This window comes from Arhodomonas sp. KWT (genome assembly GCF_010993615.1).
The window spans coordinates 14,514-36,167 of the sequence record NZ_WNXE01000014.1 but is presented as its reverse complement, the minus strand read 5'-3'; the positions used below and the strand labels follow the sequence as shown (position 1 = coordinate 36,167).

Annotated in this window: 20 protein-coding genes and 1 pseudogene; 5 read left to right on the top strand and 16 right to left on the bottom strand. The window is 68.9% G+C overall.

Annotated features, from left to right (window positions below):
* Together G7A99_RS25205 and G7A99_RS04850 are read right to left on the bottom strand one after the other, a co-directional pair.
* A pseudogene (locus G7A99_RS25205) lies at nucleotides 1-477 on the bottom strand (RND transporter); the annotation flags it as partial.
* Nucleotides 470-1,510, bottom strand: coding sequence for a YCF48-related protein (locus G7A99_RS04850; RefSeq protein ID WP_163139072.1), 1,041 nt, complete (start codon nucleotides 1,508-1,510; stop codon nucleotides 470-472). The gene G7A99_RS04850 and the pseudogene G7A99_RS25205, both read right to left, overlap by 8 nt.
* Nucleotides 1,511-1,984: 474 nt before the next feature.
* Between G7A99_RS04850 and typA the strand changes: the two genes are divergently transcribed.
* On the top strand, nucleotides 1,985-3,808 hold the full coding sequence (gene typA, locus G7A99_RS04845; protein WP_163139071.1) for a translational GTPase TypA: 1,824 nt from the start codon (nucleotides 1,985-1,987) through the stop codon (nucleotides 3,806-3,808).
* A 356-nt stretch (nucleotides 3,809-4,164) separates the two neighbouring features.
* Here the strand turns inward: typA and G7A99_RS04840 are convergent, their stop codons facing one another.
* Both G7A99_RS04840 and G7A99_RS04835 read right to left on the bottom strand, forming a co-directional pair.
* Nucleotides 4,165-4,863: a M48 family metallopeptidase gene (locus G7A99_RS04840; RefSeq protein ID WP_163139070.1), complete on the bottom strand. Its 699-nt coding sequence runs from the start codon at nucleotides 4,861-4,863 to the stop codon at nucleotides 4,165-4,167.
* Nucleotides 4,864-5,850, bottom strand: a complete 987-nt coding sequence (locus G7A99_RS04835) for a serine/threonine protein kinase (protein WP_018717975.1) — start codon at nucleotides 5,848-5,850, stop codon at nucleotides 4,864-4,866.
* A gap of 98 nt (nucleotides 5,851-5,948) precedes the next feature.
* On the opposite strand from G7A99_RS04835, the gene G7A99_RS04830 reads away from it, so the two are divergent.
* Nucleotides 5,949-7,862 (top strand): ATP-binding cassette domain-containing protein, encoded by a 1,914-nt coding sequence (locus tag G7A99_RS04830; protein WP_163139069.1) that lies wholly within the window; start codon nucleotides 5,949-5,951, stop codon nucleotides 7,860-7,862.
* 13 nt (nucleotides 7,863-7,875) lie between these two features.
* Here the strand turns inward: G7A99_RS04830 and G7A99_RS04825 are convergent, their stop codons facing one another.
* On the bottom strand, nucleotides 7,876-8,763 hold the full coding sequence (locus tag G7A99_RS04825) for a PHP domain-containing protein (RefSeq protein WP_163139068.1): 888 nt from the start codon (nucleotides 8,761-8,763) through the stop codon (nucleotides 7,876-7,878).
* 177 nt (nucleotides 8,764-8,940) lie between these two features.
* Here G7A99_RS04825 and G7A99_RS04820 point away from each other — a divergent pair, with 177 nt between their 5' ends.
* The 3 genes from G7A99_RS04820 to argF all read left to right on the top strand — a co-directional run bounded on the left by G7A99_RS04820 (nucleotide 8,941) and on the right by argF (nucleotide 11,044).
* Nucleotides 8,941-9,174 (top strand): hypothetical protein, encoded by a 234-nt coding sequence (locus G7A99_RS04820; protein ID WP_018717972.1) that lies wholly within the window; start codon nucleotides 8,941-8,943, stop codon nucleotides 9,172-9,174.
* Between the two features lie 215 nt (nucleotides 9,175-9,389).
* Nucleotides 9,390-9,974, top strand: coding sequence for a superoxide dismutase (locus tag G7A99_RS04815; protein ID WP_018717971.1), 585 nt, complete (start codon nucleotides 9,390-9,392; stop codon nucleotides 9,972-9,974).
* Between the two features lie 167 nt (nucleotides 9,975-10,141).
* A complete protein-coding gene (gene argF / locus G7A99_RS04810; RefSeq protein WP_163139067.1) occupies nucleotides 10,142-11,044 on the top strand; it encodes an ornithine carbamoyltransferase in 903 nt (300 codons plus the stop codon).
* Between the two features lie 635 nt (nucleotides 11,045-11,679).
* Here the strand turns inward: argF and phoU are convergent.
* The 11 genes from phoU to G7A99_RS04755 all read right to left on the bottom strand — a co-directional run.
* Nucleotides 11,680-12,405, bottom strand: a complete 726-nt coding sequence (phoU, locus tag G7A99_RS04805) for a phosphate signaling complex protein PhoU (protein WP_018717969.1) — start codon at nucleotides 12,403-12,405, stop codon at nucleotides 11,680-11,682.
* A 26-nt stretch (nucleotides 12,406-12,431) separates the two neighbouring features.
* A complete protein-coding gene (pstB, locus tag G7A99_RS04800; RefSeq protein WP_163139066.1) occupies nucleotides 12,432-13,250 on the bottom strand; it encodes a phosphate ABC transporter ATP-binding protein PstB in 819 nt (272 codons plus the stop codon).
* A gap of 54 nt (nucleotides 13,251-13,304) precedes the next feature.
* Nucleotides 13,305-14,471, bottom strand: coding sequence for a phosphate ABC transporter permease PstA (pstA, locus tag G7A99_RS04795; protein ID WP_163139065.1), 1,167 nt, complete (start codon nucleotides 14,469-14,471; stop codon nucleotides 13,305-13,307).
* A gap of 13 nt (nucleotides 14,472-14,484) precedes the next feature.
* A complete protein-coding gene (gene pstC / locus G7A99_RS04790; RefSeq protein ID WP_163139064.1) occupies nucleotides 14,485-15,735 on the bottom strand; it encodes a phosphate ABC transporter permease subunit PstC in 1,251 nt (416 codons plus the stop codon).
* Between the two features lie 171 nt (nucleotides 15,736-15,906).
* Nucleotides 15,907-16,923, bottom strand: a complete 1,017-nt coding sequence (locus G7A99_RS04785; RefSeq protein WP_163139063.1) for a PstS family phosphate ABC transporter substrate-binding protein — start codon at nucleotides 16,921-16,923, stop codon at nucleotides 15,907-15,909.
* A gap of 215 nt (nucleotides 16,924-17,138) precedes the next feature.
* Complete coding sequence (gene arsB, locus G7A99_RS04780; RefSeq protein WP_084594147.1) at nucleotides 17,139-18,188, bottom strand: ACR3 family arsenite efflux transporter; 1,050 nt, start codon at nucleotides 18,186-18,188, stop codon at nucleotides 17,139-17,141.
* 76 nt (nucleotides 18,189-18,264) lie between these two features.
* Nucleotides 18,265-18,981, bottom strand: coding sequence for an arsenical resistance protein ArsH (gene arsH / locus G7A99_RS04775; protein ID WP_018717963.1), 717 nt, complete (start codon nucleotides 18,979-18,981; stop codon nucleotides 18,265-18,267).
* Nucleotides 18,971-19,399 carry an arsenate reductase ArsC gene (locus G7A99_RS04770; protein ID WP_018717962.1) on the bottom strand — a complete coding sequence of 143 codons (429 nt, stop codon included), beginning with the start codon at nucleotides 19,397-19,399 and terminating at the stop codon, nucleotides 18,971-18,973. Before G7A99_RS04770 ends, arsH begins: the two co-directional genes overlap by 11 nt.
* Before the next feature lie 18 nt (nucleotides 19,400-19,417).
* On the bottom strand, nucleotides 19,418-19,798 hold the full coding sequence (locus G7A99_RS04765) for a metalloregulator ArsR/SmtB family transcription factor (protein ID WP_018717961.1): 381 nt from the start codon (nucleotides 19,796-19,798) through the stop codon (nucleotides 19,418-19,420).
* Nucleotides 19,799-20,051: 253 nt separating this feature from the next.
* Nucleotides 20,052-21,368, bottom strand: coding sequence for a phosphate regulon sensor histidine kinase PhoR (phoR, locus tag G7A99_RS04760; RefSeq protein WP_018717960.1), 1,317 nt, complete (start codon nucleotides 21,366-21,368; stop codon nucleotides 20,052-20,054).
* Nucleotides 21,369-21,387: 19 nt separating this feature from the next.
* Nucleotides 21,388-21,654: winged helix-turn-helix domain-containing protein (locus G7A99_RS04755; RefSeq protein ID WP_205599736.1), on the bottom strand; the 267-nt coding region annotated here is incomplete at its 5' end.

Below are 21,654 nucleotides of genomic sequence, written 5' to 3'. Positions count from 1 at the left end.
AGACACATACTGGCCGTAGACCGTCGGATTGGCGATGACGGCCTTGCGCAGGGCCTTCACGCCCTCCTCGTCCTCGGGCAGGTCCGGCCACATCAGCGGCAGCGACTCGATGCCGTAGGTCGAGGCGCGCACGTTCTTGAGCTTCTTGGTGGCCAGCGAGACGATCTGGAACTGGTTGACCGCGTCGACCTGCTGAAGGTCACGGGTGATCTGCTGGATCGTGCGCAGCACCGGGAGCCGGAATATGTCCCCCTCGTCCACCCGCACCATGATGGTCACCGAGTTGGCGCCGCCGAAGGTCTCCTTGTAGCGCTCGTTGGTCTGGATATACGGGTGCCCGGCGGGCTGGAGGTCGGTGAAGATCGTGCGCACGTCCAGCCGCGTGGCGAACACGCCCATCACCGCCGTCACCGCCACCATCACGGCCATGAACACCACCCGGTGGCGGATGCACGCCCTGGCAATACGCTCAACCATTACGGGAGGCCTCCTCATCGTTGCCCGGGGCCGGCCGGCCGCGGAAAGCGCGCCACCGCCCGTCGGCGAGCGTCCCCAGCGTCTGGCCGGTGATATAGGTGTGGCCGGCCACCGGGGTCACCTCCGTGTACCAACCGAAATCGCCCGGGGCGATCGACCCGGCCTTCCAGCTCCCGCCGTCCGCGCTCCCGGTGACCAGGACACCGCCGTTGCCCACGGCGAGGTAACGCGCCCCGTCCCAGGCGACGTCGAACAGGTGTGCCCCGGTCCCGGCCTGACGGCGTTGCCAGTGCGCGCCGCCGTCCGAGGTGGTCAGCACCGTCCCGGAGAGCCCCACCGCGACGGCGTGGTCGGTGTCCGAGAAGGTCACGGACATCAGGCTCGAATCGGTGGGGGAATCCACCGCCTGCCAGCTTGCGCCGCCGTCGCCGGAACGCTTGATCGTGCCGAACTCGCCGACGAGCCAGACGGTCCCGTCCGGGGCCACGGTGACGTCGTTCCAGCCAATGTCCTGTTTCGGGTGGGTAAGCCGCCAGCTGCGGCCGTTGTCGCCGCTGACCAGCAGCACGCCCATGGTCCCGGTGATCCAGGCCCGGTCCTGCGTGTCGATGCGCACGCGCAGGAACTGGCTGCCGCCCCGGGGCCGGGTCGGCGCGTCCACCGAGCGCCAGTGGCCGCCGCCGTCCTGCGTGATCAGCACGGTGCCCTGGTCACCTGCGGCGACCGCGGTATCCGCGTCCCAGGCGGCGATATCCTGGATGTGGTGGAACACCGGGGTCTCCTGGGCACGCCAGTGCTCACCGCCGTCGTCGCTGCGGATGATCTTGCCCGCCCGCCCGGCGGCCCAGACCACGGCACCGTCGTCCCCCGGCGAGGCGACGCCGTAGAAATTGTCGCGGGGCTCGATCGCCGAGCGTCGAACGTCCGGGACCTCCACTGACGGCTTCACGAAGAAGGCGACGTAGAACAGTCCGGCGAGAATAAGCGCCGAGAGCGCTATCTCCAGTGCATGGGCGATGTGCTGTCTGGCCATGTGTCCTCCGGATCGGGGTGAGTGCGGCGGCGGGGACTCAGCCGGCGACAGGCACGGCTCGGCGTGCCGGCGACGCGGGCCGGGACAGACACACGGGGGCACGGCAGGCGCCGTGCGGACGGGACAGGGCCATGTTGTCTCCTCCACTCCGCCATGGATTCGGTGCCACGGGGATCGTGCTTGTCGTTATATGCGGCGGGCCGCCGGGGCGGGACAGTCCCCGGGCATCAGTGCCCGACCGAATGTGGCGATAAATTTCGAGCAAATCGCCAGCGAATCTTTATGGTTTTATCTAATACCTAAAATTTTTAGACGTCAACATCTGAGCAATAAAATCATTCCGGCCCAGCCGGGAACGGCAGTAAGGGGGCGGGACACGGGGAATACCGGCCGGTGGCGTCGACGACCCTCGACAGGCGCGCGCAAATACCTGAAGATACGCGCCCATTCTGCGGCACCGAGGCCCCCGGCAACGTGATCGACAAGCTTCGCAACATCGCCATCATCGCCCACGTGGACCATGGCAAGACCACCCTCGTGGACAAGCTCCTGCAGCAGTCCGGCACCCTGGCCACCCGGGGAGACGCGCCGGAACGCGTCATGGACTCCAACGACCTGGAGCGCGAGCGCGGCATCACGATCCTGTCGAAGAACACCGCCATCCAGTGGGGCGAGTACCGCATCAATATCGTCGACACTCCCGGCCACGCCGACTTCGGCGGCGAGGTCGAGCGCGTGCTCTCCATGGTGGATTCGGTGCTTCTGCTCGTGGACGCGGTGGACGGACCGATGCCGCAGACGCGCTTCGTCACCCAGAAGGCGCTGGCCCAGGGCTTCCGCCCCATCGTGGTGATCAACAAGATCGACCGGCCCGGCGCGCGCCCGGACTGGGTGCTGGACCAGACCTTCGACCTGTTCGACAACCTCGGCGCGGACGACGACCAGCTCGACTTCCCGGTGATCTACGCCTCGGCGCTCAACGGCTACGCCAGCATGGATGCCGAGGCCCGCGAGGGCGACATGACCCCGCTGTTCGAGGTCATCCGCGACCGCGTCTCCGCCCCCACGGTGGACCCCGAGGGGCCGTTCCAGATGCAGGTCAGCTCGCTGGACTACAGCAGCTACGTCGGCGTGATCGGCATCGGCCGGATCAAGCGTGGCCGGGTGCGCCCCAACCAGCAGCTTGCCGTCGTGGACCGTGACGGCAACCGCCGCAACGCCCGCCTGCTGCAGGTGCTCGGCTTCCTGGGGCTGGAGCGCGTCGAGGTGGACGAGGCCCAGGCCGGCGACATCATCGCCTTCACCGGCATCGACGGCGTGCACATCTCCGACACCCTCTGCGACCCCAAGACCCCGGAGGCACTGCCGGCGCTCACCGTGGACGAGCCCACAGTGAGCATGACCTTCCAGGTCAACACCTCGCCGTTCGCCGGGCGCGAGGGCAAGTACATCACCTCCCGCCAGATCCGCGAGCGCCTCGAGCGCGAGCTCCAGCACAACGTCGCCCTGCGCGTCGAGGAGACCGACGATCCGGAGAAGCTGCGGGTCTCCGGCCGTGGCGAGCTCCACCTGGCGGTGCTGATCGAGAACATGCGCCGCGAGGGCTACGAGCTCGGCGTCTCCCGGCCCGAGGTCATCGTCCGCGAGGTCGACGGCGTGAAGCAGGAGCCCTACGAGCAGCTCACCGTCGACACCGAGGAGGACTACCAGGGCGCGGTGATGCAGAAGCTCGGCGAGCGCGGCGGCGAGCTCACCAACATGCTCCCGGACGGCAAGGGCCGCGTGCGTCTGGACTACACTATCCCCGCGCGCGGGCTGATCGGTTTCCGCACGGAGTTCCTCACCGCGACCTCCGGCACCGGGATGATGTATCACGTCTTCGACCACTACGGGCCCGTGAAGACCGGCGATTACGGCCAGCGCATCAACGGCGCGATGATCGCCAACGCCCCCGGCAAGGCCATCGCCTACGCCCTGTTCAACCTCCAGGACCGCGGCGAGATGCTCATCGGCCCGGGCGACGAGGTCTACGAGGGCATGGTCATCGGCGTCCACAACCGGGACAACGACCTGGTCGTCAACCCGATGAAGGCCAAGCAGCTCACCAACGTGCGCGCCGCCGGCTCGGACGAGAACATCATCCTTACCCCGCCGACACGCTTCACGCTGGAGCAGGCGCTCGAGTTCATCGACGACGACGAGCTCGTCGAGGTCACCCCGGTGGCCGTGCGCCTGCGCAAGAAGCTGCTCACCGAGAACGAGCGCAAGCGCGCCTCCAAGAAGGTGAGCAACGGCTGAGGCCGGTGGCAACCGTACCGGCCAACCGGCCCGGGATCCCGGTGCGGGAGGCCGGCCCCGGGTGAAGCGTCGAGTCCGTCACGGGGAATGTCGGCTGCCGTGAGCAGCCGACCTACGTGACCGGTCACCGCCCCGGGCCTCTGCTGTAGGTCGTGCGCCGCAGGCGTGCGACATCCCGCTCGGTCATTGAGGACGTCGCACACGGCCCGCGGCCGTGCACGACCTGCCGGTCTTCCGCTCCGGGAACATGCAGGCGCGGCGGCTCAGCGACGACAGCCGACGGCCGGGCCAGAGACGGAGCCGAGCCGCGCAACGTGGCCGGAAACCGGCACGGCCTGTCCAGAACCACGCCCGGCTCAGACGTCCGGCCCCAACGCCCCGCTATCGAGCGCCTCGGAGCGCGCCCGCCAGTCCGGCAGGGCTTCGTCCATCAGGGCGTAGAAGCGCCGGGAGTGGTTGAACTCGAGCAGGTGGCAGAGCTCGTGGACCACCACCAGATCGATCAGCGCCTCGTCGCGCTCGACGAGACGCACGTTGAGGGTCACCTCGCCGCTGCGGGAGCAGCTCCCCCAGCGGCGGCGCATCCGCCGCAGACGCAGCCCCGGCTGGCCGATGGGCCAGTGGGCAAGACGGTCGCACCAGTGTGACAGCCGCTCGGCGAAGACCCGTTCCGCCCGGGTCCGGTAAAAGCGCCGCAGCGCCTCCGCCACCCGGCCCTCGTCCAGCCCCGGCAGCGTCAGCCGCAGCGTCCCGTCGCGGACCTCACCCCCGTAGCGCCCCGCACGCTCCAGGCGTAGCGGGTACTCCACGCCGAGCACCGGGTGCGGAGCCCCCTCCTCCAGCCGCCGCGGCACGGGCAGCCCCGGCAGCGCGCGCTCCACCCAGCTCCGGCGGCTGTCCAGGAACCGCCGCACCACCGCCTCGGGACAGCCCCGGGGCAGGCGCAGCTCCAGCACCGGCCCGGGCAGCAGGTGCAGCGCGATGGTGCGCCGGCGCTGGACGCGCCGCCGCAACGGGATGACCGTCTCGCCGACGGTGAGCGTGCGCGGCAGCACTCAGACCACCAGCACCGGCTCCTGCAGGGCAGCGAGCTGCTCACGCAGGCCCAGCAGGTGTTCTTCCCAGTAGCGCTGCTCCGCGAACCAGGGGAAGGCCCGGGGGAACGCCGGGTCGTGCCAGCGCTGGGCGAGCCAGGCGGCGTAACGCATGACCCGCAGGGTGCGCAGCGCCTCCACCAGGTTGAGCTCGCGGCGGTCGAAGTCACGGAAGTCCTCGTAGCCGGCGAGGATGTCGGAGAGCTGGCCGGTCATCTCGGCGCGGTCGCCGGAGAGCAGCATCCACAGGTCCTGGACCGCGGGCCCGGTGCAGCAGTCGTCCAGGTCGACGATGTGCGGCCCCGCCTCGGTCCAGAGGATGTTGCCGGGGTGGCAGTCGCCGTGGATGGCGATGGACGCGACGCCGCCGGCACGCTCGAAGGCGGCGTCAATGCCGGTGACCAGCTCCGCGGTCACGCTCTCGTAGGCGTCGCGGAGATAGTCCGGGATCCAGCCGCCCGATAACAGGTACTCCCGCGCCGTCGCCGCCGTGCCGGGGTCCAGCTGCGGCCGGTGGCGGAACGTGGTCGCCTCGCCCACGGTGTGGATGCGCCCGAGATAGCGCCCCAGCCACTCCAGCGTGTCCGCGTCGTCGAGCTCGGGGGCGCGCCCGCCGCGACTCGGATACACCGCGAAGCGGAAACCGGCGACGGTATGCAGGGTCTCGCCGCGGTGGCGTATCGGCGCGACCACGGGGATCTCGGCGGCGGCCAGGGCCTCGGCGAAGGCATGCTCCTCGAGGATCGCCGCCTCGCTCCAGCGCTCCGGGCGGTAGAACTTCACCACCACCGGGCGCTGATCCTCGATGCCCACCTGGTAGACCCGGTTCTCGTAGCTGTTGAGCGGGAGCAGGCGGCCATCCACCTCGAAGCCGACGGACTCCAGCGCGTCCAGCACGGTATCCGGGCCGAGGCGGGTGTAGGGATGATCGTCGGCCTGTTCGCTCATCGCCCTCGCCTCGCTGATACCGGACCGCCAGCATGCCGGGCCGGTGCGGCACGCGCAACGCCCGCGGCGGTAACGCTCGCCGTCGCCGGGCGCGTAGAATGCGCACCATGCTGTTACAACTGCGAGACGCCACCGTCACCCTCGGCCCGCGCACGCTCATCGACGGCGCCGGGTTCACCCTGGACGCCGGCGAGCGCGTGGCGCTGATCGGCCGCAACGGCACCGGCAAGAGCACCCTGCTGCGCGTGCTCGCCGGCGAACTTCAGCCCGACCACGGCGAGCGCGAGACCCGCCGCGGTCTGCGCGTGGCCACCCTCGACCAGGAGGTCCCCGCCGGCACCGCCGGCCGGGTGTTCGACGTGGTCGCCGACGGCCTCGGCGAGGCCGCCGCACTGCTGCGCCGCCACCACGACGCGGCCGCCGCCATGGCCCGGGGCGAGTCCGGCGCCGAGACCCTCCTGCAGCGCCTGCACGACGAGCTGGAGGCGGCCGAGGCCTGGCAGACGGCGTACCGCGTGGACGCCGTGCTCGAACACCTGGCGCTCCCGGCGGACGCGGAGTTCGAGGCGCTCTCCGGCGGCCTGCGCCGCCGTGTGCTCCTCGCCCGCGCGTTGGTCTCGGCACCGGACGTGCTGCTGCTCGACGAGCCCACCAACCACCTGGACGTGACCACCATCGACTGGCTGGAGGACTTCCTCACCAGGCTGGACTGCGCGATGGTGGTGGTCAGCCACGACCGGCGCTTTCTCGAACGGATCGCCACGCGCATCGTCGAGCTCGACCGCGGCTGGCTGACGAGCTGGCCGGGCAGTTACGCCGAGTACGAACGGCGCAAGGCCGAGGCGCTGGCCGCGGAGGAGAAGGCCAACGCCGAATTCGACCGCAAGCTCGCCCAGGAGGAACGCTGGATCCGCCAGGGGATCAAGGCCCGGCGCACCCGCAACGAGGGCCGGGTACGCAACCTTCAGGCGATGCGCCGCGAGCGTGCCCAGCGCCGTGAACGCACCGGCCAGGCCCGTATCGCCATCCAGGAGGCGGAGCGTTCGGGGCGCCTGGTCGCCGAGGCGGAGCACGTGGACTTCGCCTACGACGGCACCCCGGTGGTCAAGGACTTCTCCACACTGCTGATGCGCGGTGACCGCGTCGGCCTGGTCGGCCCCAACGGCGTGGGCAAGAGCACTCTGCTGAAGCTGCTCCTCGGCGGACTGGAGCCGGACAGCGGCCGGATCCGCCGGGGCACCAACCTCGAGGTGGCGTATTTCGACCAGCACCGCAGCACCCTGGACGAGCAGGCCAGCGTGATCGACAACGTCGCCGGCGGCAGCGAGCAGATCACCGTCAACGGCCGGCGCCGCCACGTGATCAGCTACCTGGGGGACTTCCTCTTCGCCCCGGAACGGGCGCGCACCCCGGTGGCCTCGCTCTCCGGCGGCGAGCGTAGCCGGGTGATGCTCGCGCGGCTGTTCGCCGAGCCGGCGAACGTGCTGGTCATGGACGAGCCCACCAACGACCTCGACATCGAGACCCTCGAGCTATTGGAAGAGCGCATCGCCGCCTTCCAGGGCACCGTGCTGCTGGTCAGCCACGACCGCCGGTTCCTGGACGACACGGTCACCAGCCTGCTGGTATTCCAGGGCGGCGGGCGGATCACCGAGTTCGTCGGCGGCTACAGCGACTGGGCCGAGCACGAACGCCGCCGTACCGCGGAGCAGGCCCCCGCCGGTGGCCGAAGCGCCCGCCCGGCGGCGTCATCGGAGCAGCGCGGCGGACGCCGCAACCGCAACAAGCTCAGCTACAAGGACCAGCGCGAGCTCGACGCCCTGCCCGCGCGCATCGAGACGCTGGAGGGGGAGATCGAGGAGACCCAGCAGGCCCTCGCGGACCCCGCGCTCTACCAGGGCGATCACGGCGAGCGCATCGCCGAACTGAAGGAGACGCTCGCCCGGCTCGAGGACGAGCTCGGCGAGGCCTACGGACGCTGGGAGACGCTGGAGGCCGGCGGCGAGGCCTGACGCGGCTGCCGCCTCAAATGGCTTGGCGCGCCAGACCGCGGGCGTCGGTCAGCACCTCGACCCGGTCCCAGCCCTGCCAGACCGGGACGAGCTCGCCGGGCAGCGGGCGCAGGTGGCCAAGCTCGCGCCAGCGCTGAGCGGGCTCGTGGAAATCGGAGCCCAGCGACGCCGTCAACCCCAGGCGCAACGCCCGTGAGCGCGCGGCGTCCAGGTCGCCGGGCCCGCCCCCGCCCACCACCACCTCGATCCCGTCGCCCCCGGCCTCGGCGAAGGCGGTGCACGCCCGGCTGAGCTTGGTGGCGGTGAGACCGTAGCGCGTCGGGTGGGCGAGCACCGCGCGTCCTCCGGCGGCGTGAATGGCCTCGATACCCTCGGTCATGGCGACCCAGCCCGAGCCCACATACGCCCGCCGGCCCCGGGCAAGATAGCGCCGGAAGGCGGCCTGGTGGGAGTCCACCACGCCCCGGGCCACCAGCGCCCGGGCAAAATGCGCGCGCCCGATGGCACCCTCGCCGGCCTCCGCCCGGGCCGCGTTCAGGGCACCGTCCACCCCCGCGCGCTCGAGCTTGTGCGCGATCCGGGCCGCCCGGTCGTCGCGGGCGGCGACCTGGCCGTCGAGGAGCCGGGTCAGCGCCGGGTGCGTCGGGTCCACCCCCAGGGCCACGACGTGCAGGTCGCCGCCGGCCCAGGTCACCGACAGCTCCAGCCCGGGCACGAGCTCGACGCCATGCCGCTGCGCGGCGGCGCCCGCCTCATCGAGACCGGCCACCGTGTCGTGATCGGTCAGTGCCAGTACCCGTACGCCGTTTGCCGCGGCTCGCGCGACCACCTCCGCCGGTGCCAGGGCACCGTCGGAGGCCAGACTGTGGCAGTGCAGATCGATGGCGGACAATACGCCCATTTTGCGCCTTTCCCGGTTACTGCCGCCGGACGGCGGACCAACCAGTCTGCCACACCCCGGTTTCACGCAACACGGCGTCCCGATGAACCCCGTTCACGCTCATCGGGACCGGGATGACGGCCCCGGCGGCGTTGGCTACCGTTGTCAGTGGGAACACCCCAGTGGAGGACAGCAAATATGGCCATCAAGAGTTGGGATCCCCGCAAGCTCCAGGACCACGACATCCAGGGCAGTCGCTTCGAGCATCTGGTCGCCGACGCCTGGGCCGAGGTCCATGAGGACGACGGTCTGCCCGGCCAGTCCGCGGAGGCTTCTTACACCGAAACCGCCTCCGCCAGCGAGAACGGCTCCGACTGGCACGCCACCCATACGCCCTTTGCCAACCTGCGGGACCAGCTCACCCGCCACTGACCTGCGAATCAAGCCCGCCTCCGGGCGGGCTTGAACTCGACCTTCCCCGCCCCCACCTTCCCGGACGCGTGTTGCCTCGCGTCAGCCCGGCTGACTAGACTGCGACGACACACCGTCATCGCCGCCGCGCGCGGCAGACCGGCACCATAAAGAGCGATCCATCCGTCCCGGCTTGCGCGGGGCGCTACAAGCAATCCAAGCACAGGAGCTGCAAGATGAAGATCGAACTGCCCGAACTCCCCTACGCGATGAACGCGCTCGAGCCCCACATCTCCCAGGAGACCCTGGAGTACCACTACGGCAAGCACCACAAGGCCTACGTGGACAAGACCAACGCGCTCATCGAGGGCACGGAATTCGAGCAGATGCCCCTCGAGGACATCATCCGCAAGGCCAGCGGCGGGCTGTTCAACCAGGCCGCCCAGGTCTGGAACCACACCTTCTACTGGAATTCCATGAGCCCCAACGGCGGTGGCGAACCCACGGGCCCGGTCGCCGAGGCGATCAACCAGGCGTTCGGCTCCTTCGAGGACTTCAAGAAGGAGTTCAACGAGAAGACCGCCGGCAACTTCGGCTCCGGCTGGGGCTGGCTGGTCAAGACCGCCGACGGCCGCGTCGAGATCCGCGAGACCGACGACGCGGATACCCCGGTCACCGACACCAGCGTGACCCCGCTGCTGACCTGCGATATCTGGGAGCACGCCTACTACATCGACTACCGCAATGCGCGGCCGAAGTACCTCGAGGCGTTCTGGAACCTCATCAACTGGGAGTTCGTCAACCGCAACTTCAGCGGCTGACAGACCGCGGCGGGGCGGCTTGCCGCCCCGCCGGCGTCTCCCTATAATCGCCTGCAAGGCAGCCGCGCCGTGGCTGCCTTTTTTATTTTCGTCACCCGGGCCCTGTGCAGGCGAAGGGACGCCCCGGGCCGATCCCCTGGCGGGACAGACAGCGAGGCAGGACGAGCATGCAGCCGCGACACTTCCTGACCCTGGACGACTGCACCCCGGAAGAGCTCCTCGGCATCCTCCGGCGCGCCTCCGAGCTGCGCCGGCTGCACGCGGACGGCGCGGTGCACACACCGCTGACCGGCCGCGTGCTCGGCATGATCTTCGAGAAATCGTCGACACGCACCCGCGTGTCCTTCGAGGCGGGCATGGCCCAGCTCGGGGGCTCGGCGCTGTTCCTCTCGCCGCGGGACACCCAGCTCGGCCGCGGCGAGCCCATCGAGGACACCGCCCGGGTGATCTCGCGCATGGTCGATGCGGTGATGATCCGCACCAGCGCCCATGACACGGTGACCCGCTTCTCGGACCACTCCCGCGTGCCGGTAATCAACGGCCTCACCGACGACGCCCACCCCTGCCAACTGCTCGCCGACCTGCAGACCTACTTCGAGCACCGCGGCGACATCCGCGGCCGCACGGTGGCCTGGCTCGGCGACGGCAACAACATGTGCCTGTCCTACATGCGGGCCGCCCGGCTGTTCGACTTCCGCCTACGCATTGCCGCCCCCGAGGGCTATGCCCCGGATCCGTCCCTGGTGGACGGCGACCGCATCAGCCTGACCACCGACCCGGCGGCGGCGGTGACCGGCGCGGACCTCGTGGTCACCGACGTGTGGGCAAGCATGGGCTTCGAAGCCGAGCAGCAGGAGCGCATCGCCGCGTTCCGCCCCTACCAGGTGGACGCCGGACTGATGGCGCAGGCCGCGGAGGACGCGCTGTTCATGCACTGCCTGCCCGCACACCGCGGCGAGGAAGTCACCGCCGAGGTCCTGGAGGGAGCGCAGAGCGTGGTGTGGGACGAGGCGGAGAACCGCCTGCACGCCCAGAAGGCACTGCTTGAGTTGCTGCTGCTGAAGGAATGATCGTGGGCCGGTGGACGACGGCAACGGCCCGTGCCCGACGACGTCCGCTGGCCTTGATCCGGGATGTCGCACGCCTTCGGCGCACGACCTACGGCGGCTGAGGGAATGATCGTCCCCGGCGCGGTGACCGGCCATGCGCCCCGACGCACCGGGACGATCCATGATCGCCGTAGGCTGGCAGGAGCGACCTGCCTGCCCGGGATCGCGGCGGATCGGCCTCTGCCGTAGATACCGTCTCGCGTATCAAGCGATTTGCGGGGTATCCGGTGTCTGTTTTTTGATGACGCCGAAGCGGATGTGGACGAGCCTGCGCATGACCGCCCCCGAGGCGGCCATCCTGGCGTTGCCCCGCCGGCGAAGCGCGCGCACGCCGGGGGCGTATGGTCGGCCGCTCAAGGCGGTCGACGTCGCCGGCACCGCAGGACGGGATGTTGGCTGCCGGGAGCAGCCAACCTACAACGCCGGTCTACTCCACGGGCGTTCCGCAAAGGATTCCCGCCAGCAAACCCGGTAACCCGCCCCTACCGTAGGTCGGCTGCTCCCGGCAGCCGACATCCCGCCAGATCGGCCGCGAACCTATCGCTCGGAAGCGATCGACAATCGGCGGTCCGCAACCGGCGCCTACCGGGACCGGGCTAGCGCCGGTCGCCGGTGGCCTCGGCGGCCATCTGCTCGAAGCTGGTATGGCGTACATCCTTGCCGCGGACGAAGTAGACCACGTACTCGCAGATGTTGCGGGCACGGTCACCGATACGCTCCAGCGAACGCGCCGACCACATGATATCCATCACCGGCGAGATCGCCTTGGGGTGATCCTCCATGTACTTCATCAGGTGGCGCATGATGCTGTCGTACTGCGCGTCAGCCGTGATGTCCTCCTGGGCCACCCGCACCGCCTGCTCGGCGTCCATGCGCGCGAACGCATCCAGGGCACCGCGAAGCATGCCCTTGACGTGCTCGCCCAGGGCCTCGATCTCACCCATGGGCCCGCTCTGGCGGTCCGCCTCCAGCAGATGCAGCGCCATGCGGCCGATACGCTCGGCCTCGTCGCCGATACGCTCCAGGTCCGTGATGGTCTTGATCACCGCGAGCACCAGGCGCAGGTCGCTCGCCGTGGGCTGGCGGCGGGCGAGCACCTGGGTGCACTCCTCGTCCAGCTCCACCTCGATGGCGTTGACCTTGTAGTCACTGGTGACGACCTTCTCGCCGCGATCCGTGTCGCCCTCCACCATCGCCACCAAGGCGTCGGCGAGCTGCTGCTCGACCATCCCGCCCATGGCCATGACGCGGTTGAGGATCGCCTCGAGCTCCTCGTTGAACTGCTGGGAGATGTGCTGGGAAATCGATTTCTTGTCCACCATCCTTTCCTACCCCGCTGGACCGGTGCTCAGCCGTAACGCCCGGTGATGTAGTCCTCGGTCTTCTGCTCACGCGGGTTGGTGAACAGCGTGTCGGTATCGTTGAACTCCACGACCCGCCCCAGGTGGAAGAACGCCGTGTAGCCGGCGACACGGGCGGCCTGCTGGAGATTATGGGTCACGATCACGATGGTGTAGTTGTCTTTGAGCTCGTCGATGAGCTCCTCGATGGTGGCCGTGGCCAGCGGATCCAGCGCTGAGGCGGGCTCGTCCATGAGGATCACCTCCGGATTCACCGCGATCGCCCGGGCGATGCACAGGCGCTGCTGCTGGCCGCCGGACAGCGCCGTACCGGGCGTGTGCAGCCGGTCCGCCACCTCGTTCCACAGCCCCGCGCGACGGATACTCATCTCCACGAGGTCGTCCATCTCCGAGCGGCCGTTCACGAGCCCGTGCAACCGCGGCGCGTAGGCGATGTTCTCGTAGATACTCTTGGGAAACGGATTGGGCTTCTGGAAGACCATGCCGACGTGGGAGCGCAGCTGCACGACATCCACGCTCGGGTCGTAGATGTCCTCGCCGTCGAGCTCCACGCGCCCCTCGATGTGCACCCCCGGGACCAGGTCGTTCATACGGTTGAGGCAGCGCAGGAACGAGGACTTGCCGCAGCCGGAGGGCCCGATCAGCGCGGTGACCTGACGCTCCTGGATGTCCATGTTCACGTCGAACAGGGCCTGGGTGTCGCCATACCACAGGCGCAGGTCCCGGACCTCCACCTTGGTCGGCGGCGTCTCCGAGTGACGGTCCCGTGGGGTGGCGGTAGTGTCTTCGGTGTCGGTGTTCGTCATCTCGGACCGGCTTTCAAGCGTTTCGGCAGAATACATAGCGTTACGGTCCCCTGGCTACCAGCGGCGTTCGAAACGGCGGCGCAACAGCACGGCGGCCGCGTTCATGGACAGCAGCACGACGAGGAGCACCACGATGCCCGCCGCCGTCTTCTCGACGTAGGCCCGCTCCGGCATGCTCGCCCAGGTGAAGACCTGGGCGGGCAGCACCGTCGCCGCCTGGGTGATGGAGGTCGGCGCATCCGGGATGTAGGCGATCAGGCCGACGATGATCAGCGGTGCCGTCTCGCCGATGGCCTGGGCCAGGCCGATGATCGTGCCGGTGAGGATCCCCGGCAGCGACAGCGGCAGGACGTGATCGCGCACCACCTGCCAGCGCGTCGCCCCCATGGCCAGGGCACCCAGCCGGATCGGGTCGGGCACCGCGCGCAGCGCCGCCCGCGAGGAGATGATGATGATCGGCAGCGTCATCAGCCCGATGGTCAGCCCGCCCACCAGGGCGGAGGAACGCGGCACACCGAAGAAGTTGATGAACACCGCCAGCCCCAGCAGGCCGAAGAGGATCGACGGCACCGCGGCAAGGTTGTTGATGTTCACCTCGATGGTCTGGGTGAGGCGGTTGTCCGGCGCGAACTCCTCTAGGTAGACGGCGGTCATCACGCCGATCGGAAAGGCGAACAGGAATGTCAGCACCAGCAGATAGATCGAGCCCACCGCCGCAGACCAGATGCCCGCCATCTCCGGCAGCTTGGAGTCGCCGTTGGTGAAGAACGGCGTATTGAACGCGGTGCGCAGCCGCCCGCTTTGCTCCAGCTCGTGGACGGTCTGCACGACGTCATCATCGAGCTTTTTGGTATGCCCCTTGCGGAACTGGTCGATGTCGGACTTCGCCGGCACCCAGCGCTCCACGGTGGTCCCCAGCAGGTCCGGGTTCTTCTCCACCTCCTGCGGGATCACCCGGAGCACGCCACGGGAGACGATGGGCCGCAGCTTGTCAGAGACCGCCAGCGGCGGCAGCTCCACCGTATCCTGGTTATAGGTGATCTGCGCCTTGACCTCGGTGTAGTAGAACGCCGGCAGCCCCTGGCTGAGGATGTCTGCGAAGAACGCCACCAGGAACGCCACGGCGAGCAGGATCGCGCCCCCGCAGATGGTGTGGAAGCGCCGCTCCGCGCGATAGCGCCGGCGCAGACGCGGATTGTCCCTGGAACCCTTGAGTTTCATGCGCTGGCCCCGTTCAGTCGTACTGCTGCTTGAAGCGCCGGACCATCACGGCGCTGATCACGTTGAGCGAGAGGGTGATGATGAACAGCACCAGGCCCAGGCCGAACGCCGAGAGCGTCGCCGGGCTGTTGAATTCCTGATCGCCCGTGAGTGCGTCGACGATACGCACGGTAACGGTGGTCATCGCCTCCAGCGGGTTCGCGGTCAGGTTCGGACGCAGGCCCGCGGCCATGACCACGATCATCGTCTCGCCCAGCGCCCGGGAGACGCCCAGCAGCGTCGCCGAGACGATGCCCGGCGTGGCCGCCGGCAGCAGGATCTGCTTGATGGTCTCGCTCTTCGTCGTACCGAGCGCATACGCCCCCTCCCGCAGGCTCTGGGGAATGGCGTTGATGACATCGTCGGACAGCGAGGAGATGAAGGGGATGATCATGATCCCCATCACCAGACCCGGCGAGAGGATGTTGTTGTAGGACGCGTCCAGCCCGAAAAACGCGGCGATATCCACGATCAGCGGGCTAACCGTGATCGCGGCGAAGAAGCCGTAGACCACCGTGGGGATACCCGCGAGCACCTCCAGAACCGGCTTGGCCATACCACGGACCCGGCGGCTCGCGTACTCGGACATGAAGATCGCGGAAAACAGTCCCACCGGAAGCGCCACCGCCATCGCAATGAGCGTGACCATGAACGTGCCCGCGAACAGCGGCACCGAACCGAAGGTATACCCCGAGGCGCCCGCCTCGCCGGCCCGGCCGGCACCGACCAGGAAGGCCTTGTCCGGCGCCCACTCCGTGCCGGTCACGAAGTTCCAGATGCTGACCACCTTGAAGAAGCGGATCGCCTCGAAAACGATGGACAGCACGATGGCGATCGTCGTGGCGATAGATACCAGCGCCGCCGCGAGCAGCAGCCAGCGCACCAGCCGGTCCAGGTGATTGCGTGCACGCAGCTCCGGGCGGATCCGGTGCAGCCCGGCGGCCAGACCGCCGGCGGCCAGCACCAGTGCGGCGGTAAAGGTCATCGTCACCGGCGGATGGGCAATGCCCAGCAGGCCGGCGAAGCTCGCCACCAGGGCCACCGCGATGGCCGGCATGGCCATCCAGACCACGGCGTACCAGCCATACTGCTGGGGCCGCGAATGCATGCGTTCACCGCCGCCGCGGGCCAGCGAGACCGCGCGCCGCCGCCCCATGACGAAGGCAGCATAGCTCAGGGGGATCAGTCCCCCGAAGAACACCAGGATTGCATTACCCGTATCCACCGGGCCCTCCGTTCAGCGTCTGCACCGCGGGTCGAGACTGGGCGCAAGCCTAAGGCAAACGCGCGCAAGCGCAACCCCTACCAAAGGAACCGGCCACCCTCCGGATGGCCGGTTCCAGTCGCGGGGCGCCGCCACGTGGGGTGATGGCGCTCCGCTCCACCTCACCGCGTGTTACTTGAGCTCGGAGAGCTTCAGCGGCTCGAGGTTCTTGACCACCTCACGGTACTTGTCCTGCACGTCCTGTGGCAGCGGGATCAGGCCAAGATCCTTGAGGTAGCCGACCCGGCTGATCATCTTCTTGCTCATGAACAGGTTGGCGTATTCCTGGATGCCCGGGACCTGACCGACGTGGGCGTTCTTGATGTAGAAGTACAGGCTGCGCGAGACCGGATAGTCACCCGAGGAGATCTTCTCCGGCTTCGGCTCGACACCGTCGATGGAGGCACCCATGATCTTGTCGGTGTTCTCCTCGAGGTAGCTGTAGCCGAAGATGCCGAACGCGTCGGTGTTCTGGGCCAGCTTCTGGACGATCAGGTTGTCGTTCTCGCCAGAGGGGACGTAGACGCCGTCCTGGCGGATATCGGTGTAGCCGCCGCCGTAGGCGTCGATGTCCTCGGAAGCGGCCTCCATGACCAGCTCCTCGAAGGCGTCACGGGTGCCGGAGGAGGTCGGCGGGCCGTAGATCACGATCTCGCGATCCGGCAGGCTGGAGTCGATCTGGTTCCAGTTGTTGTAAGGGTTGTCCACGAGCTTGCCGTCCTGCGGCACCTTGGCGGCCGTCGCCAGCAGCAGCTGCTCGCGGGTCAGGTTGATCGGCTCATCACCCGCGGACTGGGCGAAGACGATGCCGTCGTAGCCGACGACCGTCTCGGTGATTTCGGTCACGCCGTTGTCCTGGCAACGCTGGAACTCGCTGACCTTGATGCGGCGCGAGGCGTTGGTGATGTCCGGGGTGTCCTCACCGGCGCCCTCGCAGAAGAGCTTCAGGCCGCCGCCGGAGCCCGTGGACTCGATGACCGGCGTGGGGAAATCGGTAGTGGCACCGAACTCCTCGACCACATAGCTCGCGAAGGGATAGACCGTGCTCGAGCCGACGATGCGGATCTGATCACGCGCCTGCGCACCGGTGGCGGCGCCCAGAGTGATCACGGCGGCAGCCGCGATGGCGGACTTCTTCCAGGTCTGCATCAGGTAACTCCTCGTTGACGTCGGGCAGATATTCCCCCGTTCGGGGGCCTGGCAACGTGGCCCGGCCTGTTTTTCCCGCCGGGCAACTGGGCGCAAAGTCTAGGCATGGAAAATGACAAACATGTGAACGCAAGGCTGAAGTTCGATGGCAGCCCGCACCCGGACTCCGCACCGTACCCTCTAGCAGCGCGCCCCGGACGGGTCCATGCGTCAGATCACGCCCGCCGACCGGCGGCCGCCACGGGGGCAGGAAAGTGCCCGCGGGTGGCGTTGGCGATGCGCACCAGTGCGAGCATCAGCGGTACCTCCACGAGCACGCCCACCACCGTCGCCAGCGCCGCCCCCGACTGCAGCCCGAACAGCGCGATGGCCACCGCCACCGCGAGCTCGAAGAAATTGCTCGCCCCGATCATCGCACCGGGCGCCGCCACGCAGTGCGGCACCCGCCAGGCCCGCGCCCAGCCGTAGGCAAGGAAGAAGATCAGGAAGGTCTGCACGACCAGCGGCACCGCGATAAGCGCGATGTGCAGCGGCGCCCGCAGGATCACCTCGCCCTGAAAGGCGAACAGCAGCACCAGGGTAATGATCAGCCCCGCCGGGGTCACCGGGGCGATCCGGGCGAGGAAGACCTGCTCGTACCAGTCACCGCCGCGCCGCGCGGTAAGCGCCCGCCGTGTGAGATAGCCGGCGGACAACGGGATGACGATGTACAGCACCACCGACAGCGCCACCGTGTCCCAGGGCACCTGGATGCTGGAGACCCCGAGCAGGAACACCACGATGGGCGCAAAGGCGAACAGCATGATGAGGTCGTTGAGCGCGACCTGCACCAGCGTGTAAGCGGCGTCCCCGCGGGTGAGCGTGCTCCAGACGAACACCATCGCCGTGCAGGGCGCCGCCCCCAGCAGGATCGCGCCCGCGAGGTATTCGTTCGCCAGCGGCACCGGGATGAGCGGCGCGAAGACCACCTTCAGGAATAACCACGCTATGGCGAACATGGTGAACGGCTTGATCAGCCAGTTCACGGTGGTGGTGATGATCAGCCCGCGGGGCTGGTGGCGCACGCCGATGACCGCGGTGAAATCGATCTGCGCCATCATCGGGAAGATCATCGCCCAGATCAGCACCGCCACGGGGATCGACACGTGGGCATATTCCCAGCGCGCCAGGGCCTCGGGCACCGCCGGTGCAAACTGGCCCAGGGCGACCCCCGCCGCGATGGCCAGCGCCACCCACACGGAGAGGAAACGCTCGAATACGCCCATCCCCTCGCTGACGGCCGGTGCGGCGGTCTGTGTCTGTTGCTCGGCGTTCAAGGCGCCCCTCCTGTTGCCCGGCGCCTCACAGGGCGCGCTGATTGACCCGCGCCGAGAGCGCGTCAGCACTCTCGCGACGCTCGGAGTAGCGGTCGGTGAGTGCCCCGACACGGTCCCGGACCAGCCAGGTGAAGCGCACCAGTTCTTCCATGACGTCGACGATCCGGTCGTAGTACGGGGACGGTTTCATGCGATCGTCGTCCCCGAACTCCATGAAGGCCTTCGGCACCGACGACTGGTTGGGGATGGTGAGCATCCGCATCCAGCGCCCGAGCACGCGGAGCTGGTTGACCGCGTTGAACGACTGGGAGCCACCGCTGACCTCCATCACCGCTAGGGTCTTGCCCTGGGTCGGTCGCACGGCGCCCAGCGACAGCGGGATCCAGTCGATCTGCGCCTTGATGACGCCGGTCATCGCCCCGTGACGCTCCGGCGAGCACCACACCATGCCCTCCGCCCAGGTGGCGAGGTCGCGGAGCTCCTGGACCTTCGGATGCGCCGCATCCCCGGCGTCCGGCAGCGGCAGGCCGCTCGGGTGGAAGATGCGCGGCTCCGCGCCCATGGCCCGGAGCAGTCGCGTCGCCTCCTCGACCACGAGCCGGCTGAACGAGCGTTCCCGCAGCGAGCCGTAAAGCAGCAGGATACGCGGCGGGTGCGTCACCTCCGGCTTCAGGCCAAGCTCGGCGGGGTCCGGCGCACGGAACAGCTCCGGGTCGATATTGGGCAGGTCTTCATGCGCCATCGTCGTCACCCTCGTTGAGAAGCCGTGACACGCGCTCGCGGATTCCGTCACGGCAGGCGTGAAAGATGGCCCGGAGCGTGTCCCCGTCGCCATCGGCCCGGGCCGGGTCGTCCACGGCCCAGTGCACCCGTCGGGTGCCCGGCGGCAGGACCGGGCAATGCTCGTCGGCGTGTCCGCAGACGGTGACCACAAGATCAGCCCACTGCAGGTCCTCGCCGGTCAGCCGATGGGAGGCCTGCCCGGAGATATCCACACCGGCGTCGGCCATCGCCTCCACCGCCCGCGGGTGCAGCCCGTGGGCCTCGATGCCGGCGGAGCGCACGTCAACACGCTCACCACCGAGATGACGGGCCCATCCCTCGGCCATCTGGGAGCGGCAGGCGTTGCCGGTGCACAGGAACAGAATGCGGCGTTTCACGATTCCACGGCCCCCCGCTCAGCCACAGCGCGCGCCCGGGCGCTCCGGCATGGCGTCCAGGCGGTCCCGGTCGGCCGTGAATGGTGCCCGCGCCGCCAGCTCGCAAGCGGTGCTCTCCAGCACCCGCAGCTGCCAGGCGGGCAGGGACGGGGCGATCCGGTAATGGATCCACGCCCCTTCGCGGCGATCGCGTACCAGTCCGGCCTCACGCAGCGACGCCAGGTGGCGTGACATCTTCGGCTGGGAGACTCCGATCGCCGCGGTCAGCTCGCACACGCACAGCTCCCCGGCCGCATGCAGCAGCATGACCGCCCGTAACCGTGTCTCGTCACCCAATGCCCGGAAAAACGCCGAAGCGGCGCCGTCCATGACCCCGGTTACCGTCGCCGGCTCCCCCATGCATTCACCTCCATATCCCACGGCACAGCACCACCGGCCAATCCGGCACGCCAGTCCGTGAGGTTGTACCCCGGGAATATATTTGGATATTCGTATATACGCAATTACAGATATATTACCCGGGCCACGCTGGCTGCCAGTGACGACGCTGCCCGATGGGACATGGCGGCGAACGCCAGCGGGGCCGGTCGTCCGGACGGCACGGGGTTAACCGCGCCATCAAGGGATGCACGGCGCCGGAACCGGTGAACGGTCAGTGCCGGCGCTCGGCAGCCCCCGCACGGACCCGCCGGTAGACCGGAAACAGGCAGCAGAAGGTGCTGCCCTCGCCCACCCGGCTCTGGATGTCGAGCCGCGCACCGTGGCGCGAGAGCACGTGCTTGACGATGGCGAGCCCCAGCCCGGTGCCGCCGGAAGCCTGGCTGCGGCCACCGTCGACGCGGTAGAAGCGCTCGGTGAGGCGCGGGACGTGGTGGGCGGGGATGCCGGGCCCGGTATCCGCGACGCACAGGCCGGCGCCGCCCGCGCCCTCCTGCCAGCGCACGTCGATGTGCCCGCCCTCGGGGGTGTACTTCACCGCGTTGACCACGAGATTGCTGAACGCACTGCGCAACTCGCCCTCGTCGCCCTCCACCACCAGGGCCGGATCCGCGGTGAGGTGGATGACGTGCCGCCCGTCGCTGAGCGCCCGGGCCTCCTCCACCACGCCTTCGAGCATCGCAGCAACGTCCACCTGCCGCGGCTCGCGGGGCCGGTCAGCGGTCTCCAGGCGGGAGAGCAGGAGCAGATCGTCGATCAGCCGTCCCATACGCCGGGTCTGCTGGTCGATGAGCTCCAGCGAGCGGCTGATCTCCTCCGGCTCGCCGCCGAACTCCGCCAGCGTCTCGGACAGGCCCTGGATCACGGTCAGCGGGGTGCGCAGCTCGTGGGTGATGTTGGCGACGAAGTCCCGCCGGATCACCTCCAGGCGGTGCACGCGGGTGACGTCGCGGGCCAGCAGCAGGCGCCGGTCCTCGCCGTAGGGCACGATCCGGATCTCCAGGGTGAGCTCCTCGTCCACCGGCGAGGGGATCTTCACCGCCTCGTGGGTCTGTCCATTGGCGAGGAATTCGGCGAAGTCGGGATGACGCAGGAGGTTGGCGACACGCTGCCCCTGATCCAGCGGCCAGCGCAGCCCCAGGTAGCGCGCCGCCTGCGGGTTCCACCACTCCATCTCGCCACCGGCACGGAGAACGACGGCCGCGTCCGGCAGGGCGTCGCTGGAGGCCTTGAAGCGGTGCAGCAGCGAGACCAGACGCCGTCGACGGCGGACCTGGGCGCGCTGGCGGCGAAACAGCAGCTCCGCGATATGCGCCCAGACCCCCTCCAGCCGCGGCGGATGGACCCGGCGGCCCTGGCGGACCCAGCGCTCCAGGCGCATGAGCATACGCCCCTGCCACGCGATCCAGGCGAGCAGCACCAGCGCCAGCACCATCCACGGACGGCCGGCGAGTGCACCCACGACGAGCGCCCCCGCGACCATCAGGGCCACCTGCAGCCAGGCCTCCGGCCAGGGGTTGCGCGGCATCATCGGGGCGGCGCCGGGACGGTCACGCCTGGGCGGAGAAGCGGTAGCCCGTGCCCCGGACCGTCTGCACCAACCCGGCGTGGCCGGTGGGCTCCAGGCCCTTGCGCAGCCGACGCACGTGGACGTCCACGGTGCGCTCCTCGACGTAGACGTTGGTGCCCCAGACGTTGTCGAGGAGCTGCGAGCGGGTGAACACCCGTTCCGGGTGGGTCATGAAGAAGTGCAGCAGCCGGAACTCGGTGGGCCCCAGCTCCACGCTGTCCTCACCCGCATTGACCCGGTGACTGAC